The organism is Nonomuraea sp. NPDC049655 (genome assembly GCF_044465465.1).
Lineage (GTDB): Bacteria > Actinomycetota > Actinomycetes > Streptosporangiales > Streptosporangiaceae > Nonomuraea.
Map to the genome: position 1 here is coordinate 198214 of NZ_JBITLS010000005.1, position 22496 is coordinate 220709.

General features: G+C 71.2%; 21 protein-coding genes. 14 read left to right on the forward strand and 7 right to left on the reverse strand.

Features of this window, described 5'->3' with window-relative positions:
* Window positions 1-113: 113 nt before the first annotated feature.
* The 7 genes from ACIBQ6_RS17960 to ACIBQ6_RS17990 form a co-directional block, all read right to left on the reverse strand.
* Entirely contained in the window at window positions 114-980 is an 867-nt protein-coding gene (locus ACIBQ6_RS17960; protein ID WP_397213045.1) for a universal stress protein, read from the reverse strand.
* A gap of 1 nt (window position 981) precedes the next feature.
* A complete protein-coding gene (locus tag ACIBQ6_RS17965) occupies window positions 982-2403 on the reverse strand; it encodes an amino acid permease (RefSeq protein ID WP_358294019.1) in 1422 nt (473 codons plus the stop codon).
* 25 nt (window positions 2404-2428) lie between these two features.
* On the reverse strand, window positions 2429-3364 hold the full coding sequence (arcC, locus tag ACIBQ6_RS17970; RefSeq protein ID WP_352353193.1) for a carbamate kinase: 936 nt from the start codon (window positions 3362-3364) through the stop codon (window positions 2429-2431).
* A complete protein-coding gene (gene argF, locus ACIBQ6_RS17975) occupies window positions 3365-4369 on the reverse strand; it encodes an ornithine carbamoyltransferase (protein WP_397213048.1) in 1005 nt (334 codons plus the stop codon).
* Between the two features lie 44 nt (window positions 4370-4413).
* Entirely contained in the window at window positions 4414-5658 is a 1245-nt protein-coding gene (locus ACIBQ6_RS17980) for an arginine deiminase (protein ID WP_397213050.1), read from the reverse strand.
* A complete protein-coding gene (locus ACIBQ6_RS17985; protein ID WP_397213052.1) occupies window positions 5655-7070 on the reverse strand; it encodes an amino acid permease in 1416 nt (471 codons plus the stop codon). The genes ACIBQ6_RS17980 and ACIBQ6_RS17985 overlap by 4 nt, the downstream gene beginning before the upstream one ends.
* A 105-nt stretch (window positions 7071-7175) precedes the next feature.
* Window positions 7176-7391 (reverse strand): DUF3040 domain-containing protein, encoded by a 216-nt coding sequence (locus ACIBQ6_RS17990; protein ID WP_358294011.1) that lies wholly within the window; start codon window positions 7389-7391, stop codon window positions 7176-7178.
* A 226-nt stretch (window positions 7392-7617) separates the two neighbouring features.
* On the opposite strand from ACIBQ6_RS17990, the gene pyrR reads away from it, so the two are divergent.
* The 14 genes from pyrR (at window position 7618) to metK (ending at window position 22327) form a co-directional block, all read left to right on the forward strand.
* A complete protein-coding gene (gene pyrR / locus ACIBQ6_RS17995; protein WP_352322601.1) occupies window positions 7618-8163 on the forward strand; it encodes a bifunctional pyr operon transcriptional regulator/uracil phosphoribosyltransferase PyrR in 546 nt (181 codons plus the stop codon).
* Complete coding sequence (locus ACIBQ6_RS18000; RefSeq protein ID WP_352353188.1) at window positions 8160-9077, forward strand: aspartate carbamoyltransferase catalytic subunit; 918 nt, start codon at window positions 8160-8162, stop codon at window positions 9075-9077. Before pyrR ends, ACIBQ6_RS18000 begins: the two co-directional genes overlap by 4 nt.
* Window positions 9074-10369: a dihydroorotase gene (locus ACIBQ6_RS18005; RefSeq protein WP_397213054.1), complete on the forward strand. Its 1296-nt coding sequence runs from the start codon at window positions 9074-9076 to the stop codon at window positions 10367-10369. The genes ACIBQ6_RS18000 and ACIBQ6_RS18005 overlap by 4 nt, the downstream gene beginning before the upstream one ends.
* Window positions 10366-11472, forward strand: a complete 1107-nt coding sequence (carA, locus tag ACIBQ6_RS18010; RefSeq protein ID WP_397213056.1) for a glutamine-hydrolyzing carbamoyl-phosphate synthase small subunit — start codon at window positions 10366-10368, stop codon at window positions 11470-11472. The genes ACIBQ6_RS18005 and carA overlap by 4 nt, the downstream gene beginning before the upstream one ends.
* A complete protein-coding gene (gene carB, locus ACIBQ6_RS18015) occupies window positions 11459-14746 on the forward strand; it encodes a carbamoyl-phosphate synthase large subunit (protein ID WP_397213058.1) in 3288 nt (1095 codons plus the stop codon). The genes carA and carB overlap by 14 nt, the downstream gene beginning before the upstream one ends.
* A 22-nt stretch (window positions 14747-14768) precedes the next feature.
* Window positions 14769-15635, forward strand: coding sequence for a dihydroorotate dehydrogenase electron transfer subunit (locus ACIBQ6_RS18020; RefSeq protein WP_397213454.1), 867 nt, complete (start codon window positions 14769-14771; stop codon window positions 15633-15635).
* Entirely contained in the window at window positions 15625-16602 is a 978-nt protein-coding gene (locus tag ACIBQ6_RS18025) for a dihydroorotate dehydrogenase (RefSeq protein ID WP_352353184.1), read from the forward strand. The genes ACIBQ6_RS18020 and ACIBQ6_RS18025 overlap by 11 nt, the downstream gene beginning before the upstream one ends.
* Window positions 16599-17297 (forward strand): orotidine-5'-phosphate decarboxylase, encoded by a 699-nt coding sequence (pyrF, locus tag ACIBQ6_RS18030; RefSeq protein WP_397213060.1) that lies wholly within the window; start codon window positions 16599-16601, stop codon window positions 17295-17297. The genes ACIBQ6_RS18025 and pyrF overlap by 4 nt, the downstream gene beginning before the upstream one ends.
* A gap of 707 nt (window positions 17298-18004) precedes the next feature.
* The gene (gene mihF, locus ACIBQ6_RS18035; protein ID WP_020541698.1) at window positions 18005-18328 is read left to right on the forward strand and encodes an integration host factor, actinobacterial type; all 324 of its coding nucleotides are present in this window, start codon (window positions 18005-18007) and stop codon (window positions 18326-18328) included.
* Window positions 18329-18449: 121 nt separating this feature from the next.
* Complete coding sequence (gmk, locus tag ACIBQ6_RS18040; protein WP_358294299.1) at window positions 18450-19037, forward strand: guanylate kinase; 588 nt, start codon at window positions 18450-18452, stop codon at window positions 19035-19037.
* A 5-nt stretch (window positions 19038-19042) separates the two neighbouring features.
* Window positions 19043-19312 carry a DNA-directed RNA polymerase subunit omega gene (gene rpoZ, locus ACIBQ6_RS18045; protein ID WP_043638590.1) on the forward strand — a complete coding sequence of 90 codons (270 nt, stop codon included), beginning with the start codon at window positions 19043-19045 and terminating at the stop codon, window positions 19310-19312.
* A gap of 8 nt (window positions 19313-19320) precedes the next feature.
* Window positions 19321-20514, forward strand: coding sequence for a bifunctional phosphopantothenoylcysteine decarboxylase/phosphopantothenate--cysteine ligase CoaBC (coaBC, locus tag ACIBQ6_RS18050; protein ID WP_397213062.1), 1194 nt, complete (start codon window positions 19321-19323; stop codon window positions 20512-20514).
* 127 nt (window positions 20515-20641) lie between these two features.
* Window positions 20642-20965, forward strand: a complete 324-nt coding sequence (locus tag ACIBQ6_RS18055) for a hypothetical protein (RefSeq protein WP_358294002.1) — start codon at window positions 20642-20644, stop codon at window positions 20963-20965.
* Window positions 20966-21139: 174 nt separating this feature from the next.
* Window positions 21140-22327, forward strand: a complete 1188-nt coding sequence (gene metK / locus ACIBQ6_RS18060; RefSeq protein WP_352322591.1) for a methionine adenosyltransferase — start codon at window positions 21140-21142, stop codon at window positions 22325-22327.
* The last annotated feature ends 169 nt before the right edge of the window (window positions 22328-22496 follow it).

Here is a 22496-nt window from a genome sequence, read left to right on the forward strand (position 1 = left end):
CAAGCTGATTGGAAAAAAGATGCCGAATCCGGTCCGGGAGGGAACGCAACAAACGCCCCTCTTGTACCGGTGGCAACACTACTTCGTCATAGTTTGACGAGTGAAATCGAGCGTCAGGTCTCGCGGGTCAGAATCATGACCGGGCAGGTCGCGGCCTGGACGATCTTGATGGACGTGTCGCCCAGGAAGACCCGGCGCAGCGGCCCGGCGTCGCTGGAGGCGCACACGAGCAGCTCTCCCGGCAGCCACGTGGTCGTGCCGAGCGCCTGTGCCACGTTCCGGCCCTCCAGGAGCTCCACCTCGACCTGAAGCCTGCGCCGCTGCCCCCGCGCCGCCGCGCGCAGGTCCGCGGCGGCCTGGTCGCGCAGCCGTACGAGCATGTCCTCCTCGACCTGGACGCGGCGGCCGGTCCTGACCACCAGGGTGACCAGCCGCAGCGGGATGTCCAGGGTGACCGCGGCCTTGGCCGCGCCCCGGACGGCGGCGTCGGCGCCGGGCCCGCGGCGGTAGGCGACGGTGATGCGCTCGAACGCGGCCGGCGGGTCGTCGCCGTAGCCGCGCGGGGCCAGCAGCACGGGCACCGGGGAGGAGTGCAGGAGCTGGTCGGCGGTGCTGCCGACGGTGATGCGGGACCGGGTGCCGCCGGGCGCCGAGCCGATGACCACGACGTCGGCGCCGCGCCTGCGGGCCACCTCCACCAGGCCGCGCCCGCTGCCCTTGTTGGTGTGGCGCACGTACTCGGCCTGGTCGCCGGCCAGCTCGCGGGCCCGCGACAGCGCGGTCTCGGCCTGCTCGCGCAGGTAGGAGCGCCAGGCGCCCTCGTCGGCGCGGGCGGGGCCCGGCGTGGTCGTCACGGGCGGCTGGACGGTCGCGACCGTCAGGCTGCCCCCGGTCTGCCGGGTCAGCACGACGGCCAGCGCGAGCCCGTCCCCGCCGCGCGGCTCGGCGATGTACCCGGCCAGCACCTTGTCGAACTTCATGTCACCGCACCTCGGCATTCAGCCGTGAATGCCCGTAGCCGTACAGGAAATAGCAGATCAGGCCGACCAGCATCCACAGGCCGAAGGCGGCCCAGGTGACGCCGGCCAGCCCGGCCATCACGATGACGCAGAAGATCGCGCCGAGCGCCGGGGTGAGGGGGAAGAGCGGCGTGCGGAAGCTGCGCGGCAGCTCCGGGCTGCGGTAGCGCAGGACCAGCACGCCGACGTTGACGATGAGGAAGGCGAACAGGGTGCCGATGCTGGTGGCCTCGGCGAGCTGGCCGAGCGGCACCAGCCCGGCCAGGACCGAGATGAACAGGGCCACGATCAGCGTGTTGGCGACCGGCACCTGGTGGCGCGGGTTCACCCGCTGGAAGATCCGGGGGATGAGCCCGTCGCGGGACATCGCGAACAGGATGCGGGTCTGGCCGTAGATGACCGTGAGCACGACGCTGGCGATGGCGATCACCGCGCCGAAGGAGACGATCACGCCCGGCCAGGAGGCGCCGGTGGCCTGGTCGACGATCTGCGACAGGCTCGCCTCGGTGCTCTCCGGGTCGAACTCGGTCCACGGCTTGGCCCCGATGGCGGCCACGGCGACCAGGACGTACACGGCGGTGACGATGAGCAGGGACAGCAGGATGGCCAGCGGCAGGTCGCGCTTGGGGTTCTTGGCCTCCTCGCCGGCCGTGGAGGCGGCGTCGAAGCCGATGTAGGAGAAGAACACCTGCGAGGCGGCCGCCGTGATCCCGGCCACCCCGAGCGGCGCGAACGGGGTGAAGTTCCCGGACTGGAACGCCGTGAACGCCACCGCGCAGAAGAACACCAGCACCGCGATCTTGATCAGCACGAACACCGCGTTGGCCTTGGCCGACTCCGAGGCCCCGTAGAGCAGCAGCCAGGTGGCCAGGAGCACGATGAGGATCGCGGTGACGTTGACCACGCCGCCGTCCTGGCCGGGGGAGCGGGTGATCGCCTCGGGCAGCGTCCAGCCGAACAGGCTGCGCAGGAACGCGTTGAGGTACTCGCCCCAGCCCACGGCCACGGCCGCGACGGACACCGCGTACTCCAGCATGAGGCACCAGCCGCACACCCAGGCCACCAGCTCGCCCAGCGTCGCGTACGCGTAGGAGTAGGACGACCCGGACACCGGGATCGTGCCGGCCAGCTCGGCGTACGACAGGGCCGAGAACAACGCCGTGACGGCCGCCAGCACGAACGCCAGCACCACCGCCGGCCCCGCCTTGGGCACCGCCTGGCCGAGGATGACGAAGATGCCGGTGCCCAGCGTGGCGCCCACGCTGAACAGCGTCAGCTGCCACAACGTCATCGTGCGCCGCAGCTCGCCGCCCTCGCCCTGCCCGCCCTCTGCCACGATGCGCTCGGTCGGCTTGGTGCGCAGCAGCCGTGCGGCCAGTGTCACGTCGGTCTCCTAGAGGGTCGGTCTCCTAGAGGGTGCTGGTCAACGGCCACATCCCGTTGGGCGTGACAATCGTGCCCGCGGAACCGGCGAGTATGTCCTTCGCCTCGTCCAGCCTGCCGATGGCGGCCATGTCGCCGGTCGTCTCGACGAAGCGGCACACCGCCTCGACCTTGGGTCCCATCGACCCGGCCGGGAAGCGCAGGCCGCGCAGCTCGTGCGGGGTGGTGCAGGCGATCTCGCTCTGGCCGGGGGCGCCGAAGTCGCGGTACACCCGCGGGACGTCGGTCAGGATGAGGAAGGCGTCGCACTCCAGCGCCTCGGCCAGCATCGAGGCGGTCAGGTCCTTGTCGATGACGGCCTCGACGCCCGCCAGCCGGCCGCGCGCGTCCCGCACGACCGGGATGCCGCCGCCGCCCGCGCAGACCACCACGACGCCCTCGCGGACCATCTTGCGGATCAGCCGGGTCTCCACGATGCGCTGCGGCGTGGGGGAGGGGACGACGCGCCGCCAGTGGTCGCCGTCGGGCTTGACCGTCCAGCCGTACTCGGCGGCCAGCTTGCGGGCCTCGTCCTCCTCGTAGATCTGGCCGACGAACTTGGTGGGGTCGTCGAAGGCCGGGTCGACGGCGCTGACCAGGGTCTGGGTGACCATGGCGAGCACCTGCCGGCCGGGCAGGGCGTTCTGCAGCGCCTGCTGCATCCAGTAGCCGAGCATGCCCTGCGTCTGCGCGCCGAGCGTGTCGAAGGGGTAGGGCCGGCTCAGGTTCGGGTCCGCGGCGCTCTCCAGCGCCAGCATGCCGACCTGGGGGCCGTTCCCGTGGGTGATGACCAGCTCGTGCTCGCCGGCCAGCTGTGCCAGCGTCCTGACGGCGGTGGCGATGTTGTCCCTCTGCACGTCGGCGTCCGGCTTCTGGCCGCGCTTGAGCACCGCGTTGCCGCCGAGTGCGACGATGACCCGCATTCAGTCCCCCAGGGTTGCGACCATGATCGCTTTGATGGTGTGCAGCCGGTTCTCGGCCTCGTCGAAGACGATGGATCGCGGCGACTCGAAGACCTCGTCGGTCACCTCCAGGGCCGCCAGGCCGGTCCTGGCGTGGATGTCGGCGCCGACGCCGGTCTCCCGGTTGTGGAAGGCGGGCAGGCAGTGCATGAACTTCACGCCCGGATTGCCGGTGGCCCGGACGACGTCGTCGTTCACCTGGTACGGCAGCAGCAGCTCGATCCGCTCGTCCCACACCTCCTTCGGCTCGCCCATCGAGACCCACACGTCGGTGTAGAGGAAGTCGGCGCCCCTGACGCCCTCGGCCACGTCCTCGGTGATGGTGATCCGGGCGCCGGTGGACCTGGCCAGCTCCTCGGCGGGCCGCACCGCGAGGTCCCGGTCGGGCCGCAGCGCGGCCGGCGTGACCAGGCGGATGTCCAGGCCGAGCAGCGCGCCGGTGACCAGCAGCGAGTGGCCGGTGTTGTTGCGCGCGTCGCCCAGGTAGGCCAGGGACACCTCGCGCAGCGGCTTGTCGCTGTGCTCCTGGACGGTGAGCATGTCGGCCAGCATCTGCGTGGGGTGCCACTCGTCGGTCAGGCCGTTCCACACCGGCACGCCGGACAGCGCCGCCAGGTCCTCGACGTAGGACTGCTTGCTGCCCCGGTACTCGATGCCGTCGAACATGCGGCCCAGCACCCGCGCGGTGTCCCTGACCGACTCCTTGTGCCCGATGTGCGAGCCGGCCGGGTCGAGGTAGGTGACGTGCGCCCCCTGGTCGTGGGCGGCCACCTCGAACGCGCAGCGGGTGCGGGTGGAGGTCTTCTCGAAGATGAGCGCGATGTTCTTGCCCTTGAGCCGCTGCCGTTCGATCCCGGCGTACTTGGCGGCCTTCAGCTCCGCCGACAGGTGCAGCAGGAAGCCGAACTCCTCCGGCGTGAAGTCCAGTTCCTTGAGGAAACTGCGGTTGCGCAGGTTGAACGCCATGTCGCCCCTTCCCTGTTGCCGTCCGGGTGCCGGCCGGACGTCCGCTAGATGCCGTCGCGCTCCAGCGGGCAGCTCATGCACCGCGGGCCGCCGCGCCCTCTGCCGAGCTCGCTGCCCCGGATGGTGATGACCTCGATGCCGTTGTCGCGCAGGTGGTTGTTCGTGGTGGTGTTGCGCTCGTAGGCGATGACGACGCCGGGCTCGACGGCCAGGCCGTTGCAGCCGTCGTCCCACTGCTCGCGTTCGGCGGCGTACACGTCCTGGTGGGGGGTCAGGACGGTGATGTCGGCCATGTCGAGGGCACGGGCGATGGCCTTGTGCATGTCCTGGGGCGGGTGGTCGGTGACCCTCAGCTCCTTGGAGGTCTCGCCCGGCTCGATGGTGTACGCCGGCAACATCCCGAGCCCGGCGTACTTGGTGAACACCCCGACGTCCAGCATGGTCATGACCGTGTCGAGATGCATGAACGCGCGCGCCTTCGGCATGTCCAGCGCCACGATCCGGGTCGCGGACCCGGCCGCGAACAGCCGCTGGGCCAGCATCTCGACCGCCTGCGGCTGGGTGCGCTCGCTCATCCCGACCAGCACCGCGCCGCGCCCGATGACCAGCACGTCGCCGCCCTCCAGGGTCGCCGGGGCCATCGCGTGACCGGGCAGCCAGCAGTGGAAGCCGCCCTCGTAGGGCCGGTCGAAGCCGGCGGCGAACATCGGGTGGAACCGGTAGACGGCCTCCAGGTTGACCGTCTCGCGCATGCGGGCCTTCTTGCGCATCGCGTTGATCGACACGCCGTCGTAGATCCAGCAGGAGGTGTCGCGGGTGAACAGGTGGTTGGGCAGCGGCGGCAGGACGAAGTCGTCCTCGGCGGTGGTGTGGAAGGCCACCGACTTGGGGTCGCAGCCCATCGCGACCAGCTCGCGCTTGGTGATGCCGCCGGTCAGGTGCATCTGCAGGGTGCCGGCGTCCATGCCGTCGAGGGTGTTGCGGATGTCGTCGATGGCGGTCGGGCCGAGCCAGCGTTCGTCGATGACCGCGTCCAGGATGTGCTTGCGGGCCTCGGGGATGTCGACCACGTCGCGCAGGAGGTCGGCCAGCATGTGGACGACGATGCCGCGCCCGCGCAGCACCCGCTCGAACTCCTCGTGCTCCTCCACCGCGCGCTGCACCCACAGCACGTCGTCGAACAGGAAGGCGTCCTTGTTGCTGGGGGTCAGCCGCTTGAGGGCCAGCTCCGGCTTGTGCAGCAGGACCTGGCGCAGTCGGCCGACCTCTGAATCGACATGAAAGGTCATTTTTCAGATATCCCCTCAGCGCGCCGGACATCACGCGGGCCGTACTCGCCGTGCCTGGCCTTCAGCCAGATGTAGACGGGCACGCCGACCAACAACATCAGCGTCCCGCCGAGCACGGCGGGGGGGCCCGAGCCGTACGCCATCCAGAACGAGAACAGCAGCGCGAGCACCGCGACGGCCAGGTCGCGGGCCAGCCGCCCGCGCTCGATCCGCCGCTCCCGGGTGACCAGCCAGAACAGCTGCGCGGCGGCCGAGAAGAAGTAGGGGATGACCGTGGTGAAGGAGGCCAGCAGCACGATCGTGTCGAAGGCGTTGGCGGAGGCGTAGCCCACCAGCAGCATGAGCGAGGTCAGGACGGTCCCGGCCAGGATGCCCGTCAGGGGCGCGCCGCGCCGGGAGACCACGGAGAAGGCGGGCGGGAACAGGCCGTCCTTGGCGGCGGCCAGCGGCATCTCGGCGACCAGCAGGGTCCACCCGTTGAGCGCGCCGATGCCGGAGACGACGGCGCAGGCCGCCATGAGCAGCCCGCCGCCGGTGCCGCCGAACATGTGGTCCAGCGCCGCGGCGAAGGGCGCGGTGGACCCGACGAGCTCCTCCTGCGGCACGGTGCCCATCACGGCGACCGTGCTCAGGATGTACATGACGGCGCAGGCCAGCACGCCGATGACGCTGGCCCGGCCGATGGTGCGGACCGGGTCCTTGACCCGGTCGGCCGCGATGGCGGCGCTCTCCACGCCCGAGTAGATGAACAGCGTGACCGCTCCCGCCAGGGAGACGGCCGAGACCCAGCCGCCGCCGCTGGCGTTGAACGGCGGGTAGTTGTCCTGGTGCACGAAGAACAGGCCCACGATCGCCACGAACAGCAGCGGGGTGAACTTCAGGATCGTGGTGACCACCTGGAAGGCGGCCGCGTTGCGCACGCCGGCCAGGTTGACCACGGCCGGGATCCACAGCCCGGTCAGGCCGATGAGGATCGCGCCGAGCGTGCTGCCCCAGTTGAGCCCGAACAGCCCGTGGGCCAGGTACTGGACGTAGCCCACCCACGCCACGGCGATGGCCGCGTTGCCGATCCACGCGGTCAGCCAGAACGACCAGGCGATCCAGAACCCGGCGAACTCCCCGAACGCCTCGCGCGCGTAGGCGTAGGGGCCGCCCGCCGCCGGGATGCGCCCGCCCAGGCGGCCGAAGACGATCGCCATGGCGATGGCGCCCGCGGTGACCAGGACCATGGAGACCAGGCTCACCGTGCCGAACGCGGCCAGCGAGGCGGGCAGCAGGAAGATGCCGGTGCCCACGACGTTCCCCATGACCAGCGCGACGGCCGCGCCGAGGCCGAGGCCGCCGGCGACCGCCGGGCGCCTCCCGCGCGCCGCCGTGGTCACGCCGTCGGAGGGCGGACGTGGTTCCCCCATGCGTGCCCCCCGCGCGAGTCCCCAGGAAGAGCCGCCGCCGAGCGCGTACGGCCCTCGGGGACGTGCCCTACGGGAAGGACGCCGACACGGGAGGTTGCGCGGGTTTTACCTGATCACGGCGTGCGGCAGGGGGTCGGGTGAACCCGTCAGCAGCAGCACGACGGCGAACACCGCCAGGCACAGCGCCATCAGCGCCAGCGGCCAGGCCAGCGACGCCGGAGCGCCGTGCCGGGACATGGCCGCGAACAGTTCGGGGTCCTCGTCCCTGACCTGCCGGGCGATGGCCTTGAGCACCGACTGCTCGCGTGCCGACAGCGCCATGTGAAACCTCCCCCGAGAAGACTTAGAGCAGGTTTTATACCTGTATGTCGGTAATTGCCAAATTCGCCGGGCCGGCCGGGGCGAACGGCCGGCCGGGACGCCCGCCACACCCGGACGGCAGGGCGGGGCGCTCACGTTGTACCAGGTAGCCCCTGGTACTGTGTGTCCCGACCAACACCCTTTTAAGACCCGTCCCGTGAGGCGGGAAAGGTGGTGAGATCCCTCCATGTCCGATTCCAGGGCCGTGCTCGAAGGCCCGGACATCCACCGGGCGCTGACCCGAATCGCGCACGAGATCCTCGAACGCACCAAGGGCGCCGGTGACGTAGTCCTCCTCGGCATCCCCACCCGCGGCGCCACGCTCGCCCGCCGGCTCGGCGACCGCGTCGAGCAGTTCGAAGGGCTCAAGATCCCCGTCGGCTCGATCGACATCACCATGTACCGCGACGACCTACGCCGCGGCCCGGTCCGCCCGCTCGGGCGCACCGAGCTGCCGCCCGACGGCATCGACGGCAAGGTGGTCGTCCTCGTCGACGACGTGCTCTACTCCGGCCGCACCGTCCGCGCCGCGCTCGACGCGCTCAACGACCTCGGCCGCCCGACCGCCGTGCAGCTCGCCACGCTGGTCGACCGCGGCCATCGCGAGCTGCCCATCCGGGCCGACTACGTGGGCAAGAACCTGCCCACCGCCAAGAGCGAGAAGGTCAAGGTCTACCTCTCCGAGATCGACGGCCGCGACGCCGTCCTGCTCATGAAGGAGGACGACCGATGAACCGGCACCTCATCTCGGCCGGCGACCTGACCAAGGACGACGCGCTGCTCATCCTCGACACCGCCGAGGAGCTGGCCAGGGTCTCGGAACGATCCATCAAGAAGCTGCCCACGCTGCGCGGCCGCACGGTGGTCAACCTGTTCTTCGAGGACTCCACCCGCACCAGGATCTCCTTCGAGGCGGCGGCCAAGCGGCTCTCGGCCGACGTCATCAACTTCTCGGCCAAGGGGTCGAGCGTCTCCAAGGGCGAGTCGCTCAAGGACACCGCGCTCACCCTGGAGGCCATGGGCGCCGACGCCGTCGTCATCCGCCACGGCTCCTCCGGCGCGCCGCACCGGCTGGCCGGCTGGGTGCGCGGCAGCGTCGTCAACGCCGGCGACGGCACCCACGAGCACCCCACGCAGGCGCTGCTCGACGCCTTCTCGATGCGCCGCCGTCTCGGCGGGCTCGACGGCCGCCGGGTCACCATCGTCGGCGACGTGCTGCACAGCCGGGTCGCCCGCTCCAACGTGCTGCTGCTCAACACGCTCGGCGCCGAGGTCACCCTCGTCGCGCCGCCCACGCTGCTGCCCGTCTCGGTCGGCACCTGGCCGTGCGAGGTGTCCTACGACTTCGACGCCGTGCTGCCCAAGTCCGACGCGGTCATGATGCTGCGGGTGCAGAAGGAGCGGATGAACGCCGCCTACTTCCCCAGCGAGCGCGAGTACTCCCGCCGCTACGGCCTCGACCGCGACCGCTTCGCCAAGATGCCGGACGAGGCCATCGTCATGCACCCCGGGCCGATGAACCGGGGCATGGAGATCGCCGCCGAGGTGGCCGACTCACCGCGCTCCACCATCGTGGAGCAGGTCGCCAACGGCGTCACCATCCGCATGGCCGTCCTGTACCTGCTGCTCGGGGGAGAGATCCAGTGATCATCAAGAACGTACGGATCCTCGGCGGGGAGCCGGTGGACCTCCGGATCGCCGACGGGCGCATCGCCGAGATCGGCGCCGGCCTCGACGCCGGCCCCGGCGGCGAGACCGTCGACGGCGGCGGCGCGATCGCGCTGCCCGGCCTGGTCGACCTGCACACCCACCTGCGCGAGCCCGGCCGCGAGGACGCCGAGACCGTCCAGACCGGCACCCAGTCCGCGGCCCGCGGCGGCTACACCGCCGTGCACGCCATGGCCAACACCTCGCCCGTCGCCGACACCGCCGGCGTGGTCGAGCAGGTGTGGCGGCTCGGCCGCGAGTTCGGCCACTGCGACGTGCAGCCGGTCGGCGCGGTGACCGTCGGCCTGGAGGGCAGGCAGCTCGCCGAGCTCGGCGCGATGGCCGACTCGGCGGCCCGGGTCCGGGTCTTCTCCGACGACGGCAAGTGCGTCAGCGACGCCGTGCTGATGCGCCGCGCCCTGGAGTACGTCAAGGCGTTCGACGGCGTCGTCGCCCAGCACGCCCAGGAGCCCAGGCTCACCGAGGGCGCCCAGATGAACGAGGGCGTCGTCTCCGGCAGGCTCGGCCTGACCGGCTGGCCGGCGGTGGCCGAGGAGGCGATCATCGCCCGCGACTGCCTGCTGGCCGCGCACGTCGGCTCCCGCCTGCACGTCTGCCACGTCTCCACCGCCGGCTCGGTCGAGATCATCCGCTGGGCCAAGTCCAAGGGCTGGAACATCACCGCCGAGGTCACCCCTCACCACCTGCTCCTCACCGACGACCTCGTCGAGGAGTCCCCGGTCGGCGCCTACAACCCGATCTACAAGGTCAACCCGCCGCTGCGCACGCAGGCCGACGTCCAGGCGCTGCGCGCCGCGCTGGCCGACGGCACGATCGACGTCGTCGCCACCGACCACGCCCCGCACCCGGTCGAGGACAAGGAGACCGAGTGGCCGGCCGCGGCCATGGGCATGATCGGCCTGGAGACCGCGCTGAGCGTCGTCCAGGAGGCCATGGTCGAGACCGGGCTGCTCGACTGGGCCGGGGTCGCCGAGCGCATGTCGATCACTCCGGCCCGCATCGGCCGCCTGTCCGGCCACGGCCGTCCGCTGGAGCCGGGCGCGCCGGCCAACATCACGCTGTACGACCCGTCGGCCCGCACCGAGGTGGACCCCTCCGCCTACGCCTCCAAGAGCAGGAACACCCCGTACGAGGGGATGACGTTGCCCGGCCGGGCGGTCGCCACGTTCCTGCGCGGCACGCCGACCGTTCTCGAAGGGAAGCTGGTTTGAACACCGCGGTGCTCGTCCTGGAAGACGGCCGCGTCTTCCACGGAACTTCTTACGGCGCCGAAGGCGAGACGTTCGGCGAGATGGTCTTCAACACCGGCATGACCGGCTACCAGGAGACCCTCACCGACCCCTCCTACCACCGGCAGATCGTCGCCATGACGGCCCCGCACATCGGCAACACCGGCGTCAACGACGAAGACCCCGAGTCGGGCCGCGTCTGGGTCGCCGGGTACGTCGTGCGCGAGCCGTCCAGGATCGTCTCCAACTGGCGGGCCGACCGCTCGCTCGACGACTACCTCAAGCAGCAGGGCGTCGTCGGCATCGCCATCACCGGCACCCGCGCCCTGACCCGCCACCTGCGCGAGCGCGGCGCGATGCGGGCCGGCATCTTCTCGGCCCCTTCCGCGACGGTCGAGGAGCTCGTCGAGCGGGTGCGGCGCGCGCCCGCCATGGAGGGCGCCGACCTGGCCGCCGAGGTGGCCACGGCCGAGCCCTACGTCGTGCCCGCCGTGGGCGGGAAGCGCTTCACGGTCGCCGCCGTCGACCTCGGCATCAAGGGCATGACCCCGCACCGCATGGCCGAGCGCGGCTGCGAGGTGCACGTGCTGCCCGCCACGGCCACGTACGAGCAGATCATGGCGGTCGAGCCCGACGGCGTGTTCTTCTCCAACGGCCCCGGCGACCCCGCCACCGCCGACGTGTCGGCGCTGCGCAGCGTCCTTGAGGCCGGGGTGCCGTTCTTCGGCATCTGCTTCGGCAACCAGCTGTTCGGCCGGGCGCTCGGGCTGTCCACGTACAAGCTGCGCTACGGCCACCGCGGCGTCAACCAGCCGGTCCAGGACGTGCGCACCGGCAAGGTCGAGATCTCGGCCCACAACCACGGGTTCGCCGTCGAGGCGCCGATCGGCGAGCCGTTCGAGACCCCCTACGGTCCGGCCGAGGTCAGCCACGTCAACCTCAACGACCGGTGCGTGGAGGGCCTGCGCCTGCTCGACGGGCGCGCCTTCAGCGTCCAGTACCACCCCGAGGCCGCCGCGGGGCCGCACGACGCCGCTTATCTCTTCGACGAGTTCTGTGAGGTCATGAGCCGTGCCCAAGCGTGAGGACATCCGGTCGGTCCTGGTGATCGGCTCCGGCCCGATCGTGATCGGCCAGGCGTGCGAGTTCGACTACTCGGGCACGCAGGCCTGCCGCGTGCTGCGGGCCGAGGGCTTCCGCGTCATCCTGGTCAACAGCAACCCGGCCACGATCATGACGGACCCCGAGTTCGCCGATGCCACGTACGTCGAGCCGATCACCCCCGAGTACGTCGAGAAGATCATCGCCAAGGAGCGCCCCGACGCGCTGCTGCCCACCCTGGGCGGCCAGACCGCGCTGAACACCGCGGTCGCGCTGCACGAGTCGGGCGTGCTGGAGAAGTACGAGGTCGAGCTGATCGGCGCCGACTTCGACGCGATCCAGGCGGGCGAGAACCGCGAGAAGTTCAAGGAGATCGTCGCCAAGGTCGCCCGCGAGCACGGGCTGAACGCCGAGTCCGCCAAGTCGGTCATCTGCCACACCATGGAGGACTGCCTGGCCGCCGCCGGCGAGCTGGGCTACCCGCTGGTCGTACGGCCCAGCTTCACCATGGGCGGCGTCGGCTCCGGCTTCGCCTACGGCGAGGAGGACCTGCGCCGCATCGCCGGCGCCGGCCTCGACGCCTCGCCGACCACCGAGGTGCTCCTGGAGGAGTCCATCCTCGGCTGGAAGGAGTACGAGCTGGAGGTCATGCGCGACAAGGCGGACAACGTCGTCATCGTGTGCTCCATCGAGAACATCGACCCGATGGGCGTGCACACCGGCGACAGCGTCACCGTCGCGCCCGCGCTGACCCTGACCGACCGCGAGTACCAGAACATGCGCGACGTGGCCATCGCGGTCATCCGCGAGGTCGGCGTGGACACCGGCGGCTGCAACATCCAGTTCGCCGTCGACCCGCGCACCGGGCGCATGATCGTCATCGAGATGAACCCGCGCGTCTCCCGCTCCAGCGCCCTGGCCTCCAAGGCCACCGGCTTCCCGATCGCCAAGATCGCCGCCAAGCTGGCCATCGGCTACACCCTCGACGAGATCCCCAACGACATCACCAAGGAGACCCCGGCCTCCTTCGAGCCGACCCTCGACTACATCGTGGTCAAGGTGCCGCGCTTCGCCTTCGAGAAGTTCCGCGGGGCCGACCGCACGCTGACCACGCACATGAAGTCCGTCGGCGAGGCCATGGCCATCGGCCGCTCCTTCACCGAGGCGCTGCAGAAGGCGCTGCGCTCGCTGGAGAAGAAGGACTCCGCCTTCACCTGGGCGGGACCCGTCCAGGACAAGGACGAGCTGCTGGCGGCCTGCCGCACCCCGCACGACGGGCGGCTGCGCACGATGCAGCAGGCCGTGCGCGCGGGCGCGACCGCGGCCGAGCTGTTCGAGGCCACCAGCGTCGACCCCTGGTTCCTCGACCAGCTCCTCCTGCTGGAGGAGGAGGCCCAGGAGATCGCCGCCGCGCCCGAGCTCACCGCCGCCGCGCTGACCCGCGCCAAGCACCACGGCTTCTCCGACGCGCAGATCGCCGAGATCCGCGGCGTCGAGGAGGCCCACGTGCGCGGCCTGCGCCACGCGCTCGGCGTGCGGCCGGTCTACAACACCGTCGACACCTGCGCCGCCGAGTTCGCCGCCAGGACGCCGTACCTGTACTCCACCTACGACGAGGAGACCGAGGTCCCCTCCGGCGAGCGGGAGAAGGTCATCATCCTCGGCTCCGGGCCCAACCGCATCGGGCAGGGCATCGAGTTCGACTACGCGTGCGTGCACGCCTCCTTCGAGCTGTCGCGGGCCGGCTTCGAGACCGTCATGGTCAACTGCAACCCCGAGACCGTCTCGACCGACTACGACACCTCCGACCGGCTCTACTTCGAGCCGCTCACGCTGGAGGACGTCCTGGAGGTCGTGCACGCCGAGCAGCAGACCGGCCCGGTCGTGGGCGTGATCGTGCAGCTCGGCGGCCAGACGCCGCTCGGCCTGGCGCAGGCGCTCAAGGACGCGGGCGTGCCCGTGGTCGGCACCTCGCCCGAGTCGATCCACCTGGCCGAGGAGCGCGGCGCGTTCGGGCGGGTGCTGGCCGAGGCCGGGCTGCCCGCGCCCAAGCACGGCACCGCGCTGACGGTGCCCGAGGCGCTGGAGATCGCCGGGGAGATCGGATACCCGGTGCTCGTGCGGCCCTCGTACGTGCTCGGCGGGGCCGGCATGGCCATCGTCTACGACGACGAGACGCTGACGACGTACATGGCGGCCCAGGAGGGCGGCCACCCGGTCCTGGTGGACAAGTTCCTCGACGAGGCCATCGAGATCGACGTCGACGCGCTCTACGACGGCCAGGAGCTGTTCCTCGGCGGCGTCATGGAGCACATCGAGGAGGCCGGCATCCACTCCGGCGACTCGGCCTGCGCCCTGCCGCCGCTCACGCTCGGCAGCCACGACGTCAAGCGCATCCGCGCCGCCACCGAGGCCATCGCCGCCGGGGTGGGCGTGCGCGGGCTCCTGAACGTCCAGTACGCCATGTCGGCCGGCGTCCTGTACGTCCTGGAGGCCAACCCGCGGGCCAGCCGTACCGTGCCGTTCGTGTCCAAGGCGACGGCCACGCCGCTGGCCAAGGCGGCGGCCCGGGTGATGCTCGGCTCCTCGATCGCCTCGCTGCGCGCGGAGGGCATGCTGCCGGCCACCGGCGACGGCGGCACGCTGCCGCTGGAGGCGTCCATCGCGGTCAAGGAGGCCGTGCTGCCCTTCAACCGCTTCCGGGGCGTCGACACCGTGCTCGGGCCCGAGATGCGCTCCACGGGCGAGGTCATGGGCATCGACGCGTTCTTCGGCGTGGCGTTCGCCAAGTCCCAGGCCGGGGCCTACGGCGAACTTCCGACCAAGGGACGCGCGTTCGTGTCCGTGGCCAACAGGGACAAGCGTGCGATGATCTTCCCTGTGAAGGCACTGGCCGACCTCGGCTTCGAGATCCTCGCCACCGAGGGCACGGCCGAGGTGCTGCGCCGCAACGGTGTCCATGCCAAGATCGTGCGAAAGCACAGCGAGGGGACCGGGCCCGGAGGTGAGCCTACGAGCGTGCAGGCGATTCTCGACGGCGAGGTGGACCTGATCGTCAACACGCCGTTCGGCAGCCCCGGTCAGTCCGGGCCGCGCCTGGACGGCTACGAGATCCGCACCGCAGCGGTGCTGCGCGGCATCCCGTGCATCACCACCGTCGCGGGGCTGGCCGCGGCGGCGGCCGGGATCCAGGCGATCGTCCGCGGCGACGTCGGCGTGCGGTCACTCCAGGAGCACGCACAGGCACTACGCGGCTGACCCGCGCGGGAGGTGAAGACGACTGGCCGGCACACCTGTGCAGGTGACGGGCACGGTGCTGACGACGCGCCGGGTCGACGCCTACCATGCGCTGACGGTGGTGGCGCCCGGCATCGCCGAGCGTTACCGCCCCGGCCACTTCGTCTCCGTGGCGGTCGGCGGGGCCCACACGTCGATGGTGACGCGCCGCGCGCTGTCCATCCATGACGTCAAGTCCGACTACGGCGGCACGGTCGAGCTCGTCTTCACCGTCGCCGGGGCGGGCACGTCCTGGCTGGCCGAGCGGCGCGCCCGCGACACGCTCGACCTGGTCGGGCCGCTCGGCCGGCCCTTCCCGCTGCCGCGCGACCCGGTCAACTGCGTGCTGGTCGGCGCCGAGTACGGCTCTGCCGTGCTGTTCCCGCTGGCCGACGCGCTGCTGGCGCGCGGCTGCCGGGTCGACTTCGTGCTCGGCGGCGCCGGGGCCGACCGCGTCTTCGGCGCCATGCGGGCCCGCCGCATCGCCGAGACGACGACCCTGACCACCGAGGACGGCTCGCTCGGCCTGCGCGGCAAGGTCACCGACGCGCTGCCCTCGGTGATCGCCGACACCCGGGCCGACGCCGTCTACGCCTGCGCGCCCATGCCGGCGCTGCGGGCGGTCACGGCGGTGGCGATGGAGTTCGACATCCCCGTGCAGGTGGCCGTCGAGGAGCAGATGGCCTGCGGCATCGGGGTGTGCATGACGTGCGTCATCCCCGTCATCGGCGACGACGGCGCGACCAGGATGGTCCGCGCGTGCGCGGAGGGACCGGTGTTCCGGGGGGAACGGGTGCGCTTCGAGGACGTGGGAACGATCCCGTTCGACGCGCTCGGCGCCCCCGGAGGCGGTGCTCGACATGTCAGTTGATATGCGTACGTTTCTGGCGCACGTCGAGCTGGCGAACCCCGTCACCACGGCCGCCGGCTGCGCGGGCTCCGGACGCGAGCTCGCCCAGTTCTTCGACCTCCACCGGCTCGGCGCGCTGACCACCCGGTCCATCACCATGGCCCCCCGGGCCGGCCGGCCGACCCCGCGCATGGCCGAGACGCCCTCCGGCATGCTCAACGCCGTCGGGCTCCAGGGGCCGGGCATCGAGGCGTTCCTGGAGCGCGAGCTGCCCTGGCTGGCCCAGCGCGGCATCAAGACCATCGTCTCGATCGGCGGCGGCACCGTCGCCGAGTACTCCGAGCTGGCCCGCAGGCTCGCCGACGCGCCCGGGGTGACCGCGCTGGAGGTCAACCTTTCTTGTCCGAACATGGAGGACAGAGGGCGTGTCTTCGCGCGCGAGGGCAGCGCCGCGGCCGAGGTGATCGCCTCGGTGCGCTCCATCATGCGCTACGACGTCCCCGTGGTGGCCAAGCTCGCGCCCGACGTGGCCGACATCGTCTCGGTCGCGCGCGCCTGCGTGGACGCCGGGGCGGACGCCCTGTCCATGATCAACAACCCGCTCGGCATGGCCATCGACACCGAGGCGCTGCGTCCGTCGCTGGCCGCCGTCACCGGAGGGCTGTCGGGGCCCGCCATCCTGCCCCTGGCCGTCCGGTGCGTGTGGCAGGTGCACGCGGCCCTGCCCGGGGTGCCGCTGATCGGCATGGGCGGCGTGATGACCGGCAGGGACGCCTTCCAGCTCATCCTGGCGGGCGCCTGCCTGGTCGGAGTGGGCACCGCGCTGTTCCACGACCCCTACGCGTGCCTGCGCATCGAGCGCGAGCTGGAGGACCTGCTGCGGGCACGCGGCTTCCAACGCCTGGCCGACGCCGTCGGCCTGGCCCACCGGCCGCCGGGGAGCGCTCCCCGGCACCTTCTAGTCGACTCCGAGGAGAGCTCCCCTTGACGCCCGCACCCATCGCCGTCGCCCTCGACGCCCCCGACCTGGAGACCGCCGCCAGGTGGGCGAGCCTGGTGACGCCGCACGTCAGCACCATCAAGGTGGGCCTGGAGCTGTACCTGCGCTACGGCCCCGACGTGATCGCCTCCGTGCGCGGCGCCAGCGGCGTCCAGATCTTCCTCGACCTCAAGCTGCACGACATCCCCAACACCGTCGCGGGCGCCGCCAAGGCCGTCGCCCGCCTGCGTCCGGCCATCCTGACCGTGCACGCGGCCGGCGGGGCCGCCATGATCCGGGCCGCGGTCGAGGCCGCCCCGCAGACCAAGATCGCCGCTGTGACGATCCTCACCTCGCTGGACGAGTCCGACCTCGACCGCATGGGCCTGGCCGGACCGGCCGACGAGGCCGTGCGCCGCCTGGCCGCCCTGTCGGTCGCGGCCGGGGCCACGGCGCTGGTGTGCTCGCCCAACGAGGTCGCGGCGGTGCGGGCCGAGGTGGGGCCCGGCATCACCCTCATCACGCCGGGCGTGCGCCCTCAGGGGGCCGACGTCCAGGACCAGGTGCGCGTGGCGACGCCCGAGCAGGCGCTGGCCGACGGCGCCGACCTGCTGGTCATCGGGCGTCCGATCACGGGCGCGGCGGACCCGGGAGCGGCGGCCGCCGCCATCGCCGCCTCACTGCGCCGCACGACCGCCTCCTGAACCCCGGCCGGGGCCCCGGCCCCGGCCACCCGCCTCCCACTCGCCGCGGGGGCTCCCGGCTCGGGCGTGGCCGCGCGAGGGCAGGGCTCTCCGCGGCGCGTGAAGACGCGCCTGTCTGCGCGCTTCCCGTGTGCGCGGAGGTGAGCCTCTGCGCGCAGGCGGGGACGCGCTCTCTGCGTGCGCGGAGGCGTGCTTGTCCGCGGAGGCGGAGGTGTGCTTCCGGTGGGCGCGGTTCTCCGCGGGGGCGGAGGCGCGCTTCTGGCGTGCCGCGAGGTGTGCTTGTCCGCGGGAGGCGGGGGCACGATCGTCGCGTGCGCGGAGGGGTGTTCTCCGTGCGGGCGCGGGGCATGGCGGCAGGTGTCGCCGGACCGTTCGCGCAGCCCTCGCTTCACAAGATCGTAATGCATCCGCAGGGCGTTCGCGCACCCTTCCCCATTCTGGTTTCGGTCCTGGTCCGGCCCTGGTTTCGGACATCGTCCGGTGCCGCGCGGGCGATCTTCGCCCTGTTCCGGGACGCCGTCCGGAGCGGACGCGCGAAGCGGGAAGTGAGGGCGATTTGATCAGCAGTGTGTAATTTTACGCTCACGGACAGTGATGAAGTGGATTTTGTGAGGAGAGAAACCGCTCTTGACGTTGCTTAGGGGGCGATGACCAGCTAGTTTCCCTTCCCGTCCGAGTACATCGACAGAAATTCGAGGTGACCCGGCGTGGCTCTTCCTCCCCTGACCCCTGAGCAGCGCGCCGCAGCCCTTGAGAAGGCTGCCAAGGCCCGTAAAGAGCGTGCCGAGGTCAAGAACCGGCTCAAGCATGGCGCGGTTTCTCTGGCTGAGGTGCTCAAGGATGGGCAGACCGACGACGTCATCGGCAAGATGAAGGTGTCGGCCCTGTTGGAATCGCTCCCCGGCGTGGGCAAGGTCCGCGCCAAGCAGCTCATGGAGCGGCTTGCCATCGCCGAGTCCCGCCGCGTGCGGGGTCTCGGCGCGAACCAGAGGGCTTCCCTCGAGCGCGAGTTCGGTGGCAACGAGAGCTAATCTCTGTTCCACAAGAAAGCGCAGGTTCAACGGGGGGTAGGAAGTGACCGACAGGTCCTGGTCCGGCGAAGCAAGGGCCCACGAGGCAGTCGGATCGGGAGCGAAGGTCGGCTTCCTCCCCCTGAGCAGGAGGCGTCTGACGGTCCTGTCAGGGCCGTCGGGCGTCGGCAAGTCCACGGTCGTCGCCGAGCTCCGGCGGGCACACCCCGAGGTGTGGCTGTCGGTCTCGGTGACCACCAGGAGGCCCCGTCCCGGCGAGGTCAACGGGGTCCACTACTTCTTCGTCGACGGCGAGGAGTTCGACCGGCTCGTCGAAGCCGGCGAGCTGCTGGAGTGGGCCGAGTTCGCGGGCAACCGCTACGGCACCCCGCGCGAGCCGGTGCTGGACAAGCTCGCCCAGGGCGTGCCGACCGTCCTGGAGATCGACCTGGAAGGCGCCAGGCAGGTGCGCACCACCATGCCCGACGCCCTGCTGGTCTTCCTGGCCCCCCCGACGTGGGAGGAGCTGGAGAAGCGGCTGCGCGGCCGCGGCACCGAGCCGGAGGACGTCATCGAGCGCCGGCTCAAGGCCGGGCGGGTCGAGATGGCGGCAGAGTCGGAGTTCGACCTCACGCTGGTGAACACGAGTGTCCAAGAAGTGTGCCACCGGCTGATAGCCTTGATGACTGACCCTCAGGGGGTCACCACCACCATCAACCGAGAGGTCTGACAATCGTGGCAGGCACCACCCCGGCCGCGGAGGGCATCACCAACCCGCCGATCGACGCGCTGCTCGACATCGTCGACAGCAAGTACTCCCTGGTGATCATGGGTGCCAAGCGCGCCCGCCAGATCAACGCCTACTACTCCCAGCTCGGCGAGGGCCTGCTGGAATACGTCGGGCCGCTGGTCGAGACGCATGCTCAGGAGAAGCCGCTGTCCATCGCGCTGCGCGAGGTCTCCGAGGGCCTGCTCAACGCCGAGCCCATCGAAGGCGCGGTCTGACCCCTTCGATGAAGGTCGTCCTCGGCGTCAGCGGCGGCATCGCCGCGTACAAGGCATGTGAGCTGCTGCGGCTGTTCACCGAGTCAGGTCACGAGGTGCGGGTCGTGCCGACCCGCGAGGTCCTGCGTTTCGTGGGCGAGCCCACGTGGGCCGCCCTGTCGGGCAACCCTGTGACCGCCGACGTCTGGGACGACGTTCACGAGGTGCCCCACGTCCGCATCGGCCAGCGCGCCGATCTCGTCGTGGTGGCGCCGGCGACCGCCAACACCCTGGCCAAGGCGGCCCACGGGCTCGCCGACGACCTGCTGACCAACACGCTGCTGACGGCGCGCTGCCCGGTCGTGTTCGCCCCGGCCATGCACACCGAGATGTGGCAACATCCGGCCACCCGCGCCAACGTCGCGACCCTGCGCGAGCGCGGGGCCGTCGTCATCGACCCGGCCGTGGGGCGCCTCACCGGCGCCGACACCGGCCCCGGCCGCCTGCCCGACCCCGCCGAGATCTTCCAGGTCTGCCTGCGTGTGCTGCGCGGCAGGCCGCGCGACCTGGCCGGACGCAAGGTGGTGATCTCCGCCGGGGGCACCCGCGAGGCGATCGACCCGGTCCGCTACATCGGCAACCGCTCGTCCGGCCTGCAGGGGTACGCCCTGGCCCGCACGGCGGTCGCGCGTGGCGCGGAGGTGACCCTCGTGGCGGCCAACGTCGCCCTCCCCGATCCCGCGGGGGCCGCCGTGGTGCGAGTGGGGTCCACGGCCGAGCTGCGCGAGGCGGTGCTGGCCGCCACCGAGAAGGCCGACGCCGTCGTCATGGCGGCCGCGGTGGCCGACTTCCGCCCGGCGTCCCGGCACGAGACGAAGATCAAGAAGACCGACGGCGAGCCCGATCCCATCCAGCTGACGAAGAATCCCGACATCCTGGCCGAGCTGGGCCGGCTGCGGCGCGAGGGCGGCGCCGGTCCGCGGGTGATCGTCGGGTTCGCGGCCGAGACCGACGACGTGCTCGCCAACGGGCAGGCCAAGCTGGCCAGGAAGGGCTGCGACCTGCTGGTCGTCAACCAGGTGGGGGAGGGGCTGGCGTTCGGCACGCCCGACAACGCCGCCACCGTCCTCGTCGCCGGCGGCGAGCCGGTCGAGGTGCCGCGCGGCCCCAAGGACGACGTCGCCGACGCCGTCTGGGACCTGGTCGCGCCCCGTCTGTCCTGACGCGCGTTTTTCGCGCAAGAACGATTACCTGATCGCCAGTTGCGGCACCCCGGACGCCTACCGATACTTGGGGGCAAAGGGGGACGGAATGCCGGTGGGTTCCGCTGTCAGGGAACGTTGCAGGAGATTGCTGGAGGACCAGGGAGGTATCCGTTACGTCTTCCCCGCGTTGTCCGTGGGGCCGACGGGAACGGGCCACTTCCTCATCGTCGTCACCGATTCGTCCGTCTCGGTGCTCACCACCAGGACCCTCAGGAGCGACCGGCCGGTCGCGGTGTTCGCCACGTACCCGCGGCACACCAGGCTCGGCCCGATCCTGCCCGGACCGTTCATCGAGCTCGGCACCACCGTGTTCGAGTTCGACGAGGAGTACGCGGCGGTGGTGTCCGCCGCCGACGCCGAGGTCTTCGCGCCCGAGACGCTGCCGCCGGATCCCCTTCCGGACCTGTGACCGGTCACAGGTCCGGTCACATGCCGGACACATGCCGGACATGTGACCGGACACGGACACGGGACGGTTTCGCGACCGGCCGCCGGGTGGGGCTAGACTTCGGCGAGGCCCTGGCGTGTTCTTCCGTCCCGGGCCCAACATCCGTCAGCAGCCGCTGCATGAGGAGCCACTGAGTTGTCACGTCGCCTGTTCACCTCCGAGTCGGTCACCGAAGGCCACCCGGACAAGATCGCCGACCAGATCAGTGACGCGATTCTCGACGCCATGCTCAAGGACGACCCCAAGAGCCGGGTCGCCGTCGAGACGCTGATCACTACCGGCCAGGTCCATGTCGCAGGCGAGGTCACGACCGAGACCTACGTCGACATCCCCGGCGTCATCCGGGAGAAGATCCTGGAGATCGGCTACGACGCTTCCCACAAGGGCTTCGACGGCGCCTCCTGCGGCGTGTCGGTGTCCATCGGCGCGCAGTCGCCCGACATCGCCCAGGGTGTCGACGACGCCTACGAGCACCGCGTGGGCGGCGACGCCGACGAGCTCGACCGCCAGGGCGCCGGCGACCAGGGCCTGATGTTCGGCTACGCCTGCCGCGAGACGCCGGAGCTGATGCCGCTGCCGATCACGCTCGCGCACCGGCTCGCCCAGCGCCTGTCCGAGGTCCGCAAGACCGGCAAGGTTCCCTACCTGCGCCCCGACGGCAAGACCCAGGTCACCATCGAGTACGACGGCGACAAGCCCGTCCGCCTCGACACCGTGGTCGTCTCCACCCAGCACGCGGCCGAGATCGACCTCAAGGAGATGCTCGCCCCCGACATCAAGGAGCACGTGGTCGACCCCGTGCTCGACGGTCTGGAGATCGAGACCGAGGGCTACCGGCTGCTGGTCAACCCGACCGGCCGCTTCGAGATCGGCGGCCCGATGGGCGACGCCGGCCTGACCGGCCGCAAGATCATCATCGACACCTACGGCGGCATGGCCCGCCACGGCGGTGGCGCGTTCTCGGGCAAGGACCCGTCCAAGGTCGACCGCTCGGCGGCCTACGCGATGCGCTGGGTGGCCAAGAACGTCGTCGCGGCCGGGCTGGCCGACCGGTGCGAGGTGCAGGTCGCGTACGCGATCGGCAAGGCGCAGCCGGTGGGTCTGTTCGTGGAGTGCTTCGGCACCGAGAAGCTGCCGGTGGAGCAGATCCAGGCGGCCGTGCTGCGCGTCTTCGACCTGCGTCCGGCCGCGATCATCCGCGACCTCGACCTGCTGCGCCCGATCTACTCCGAGACCGCCGCCTACGGGCACTTCGGCCGTGAGGGCTTCTCCTGGGAGTCCACCGACCGCGCCGAGGCCCTTCGGACGGCTGCGGGTCTCTGACCTACTCGGTCTCTGACCTACTCGGTTTCTGGTTTCGTGCAGGTGCCGCATTCGGCCCTTTTGAGGGTTGGGTGCGGCACTTGTCGTCGGCTGGGGTGGTTCGGTGCGGGCGTTCGCCTCGTCTCTTGAGGGCCGCAGGCTCGCCGGTGGCTGCTGATCTTTTGAGGGG

What these genes read in the sequence shown, in the direction of transcription:
- argF (WP_397213048.1), bottom strand. Translation starts at nt 4,369, where the DNA reads ATGGCGTTCAACCTGCGCAACCGCAGTTTCCTCAAGGAACTGGACTTC.
- ACIBQ6_RS18025 (WP_352353184.1), top strand. Translation starts at nt 15,625, where the DNA reads ATGTCAGTTGATATGCGTACGTTTCTGGCGCACGTCGAGCTGGCGAAC.
- coaBC (WP_397213062.1), top strand. Translation starts at nt 19,321, where the DNA reads ATGAAGGTCGTCCTCGGCGTCAGCGGCGGCATCGCCGCGTACAAGGCA.
- arcC (WP_352353193.1), bottom strand. Translation starts at nt 3,364, where the DNA reads ATGCGGGTCATCGTCGCACTCGGCGGCAACGCGGTGCTCAAGCGCGGC.
- ACIBQ6_RS18000 (WP_352353188.1), top strand. Translation starts at nt 8,160, where the DNA reads ATGAACCGGCACCTCATCTCGGCCGGCGACCTGACCAAGGACGACGCG.
- ACIBQ6_RS17985 (WP_397213052.1), bottom strand. Translation starts at nt 7,070, where the DNA reads ATGGGGGAACCACGTCCGCCCTCCGACGGCGTGACCACGGCGGCGCGC.
- ACIBQ6_RS17990 (WP_358294011.1), bottom strand. Translation starts at nt 7,391, where the DNA reads ATGGCGCTGTCGGCACGCGAGCAGTCGGTGCTCAAGGCCATCGCCCGG.
- ACIBQ6_RS17960 (WP_397213045.1), bottom strand. Translation starts at nt 980, where the DNA reads ATGAAGTTCGACAAGGTGCTGGCCGGGTACATCGCCGAGCCGCGCGGC.
- pyrR (WP_352322601.1), top strand. Translation starts at nt 7,618, where the DNA reads ATGTCCGATTCCAGGGCCGTGCTCGAAGGCCCGGACATCCACCGGGCG.
- ACIBQ6_RS17980 (WP_397213050.1), bottom strand. Translation starts at nt 5,658, where the DNA reads ATGACCTTTCATGTCGATTCAGAGGTCGGCCGACTGCGCCAGGTCCTG.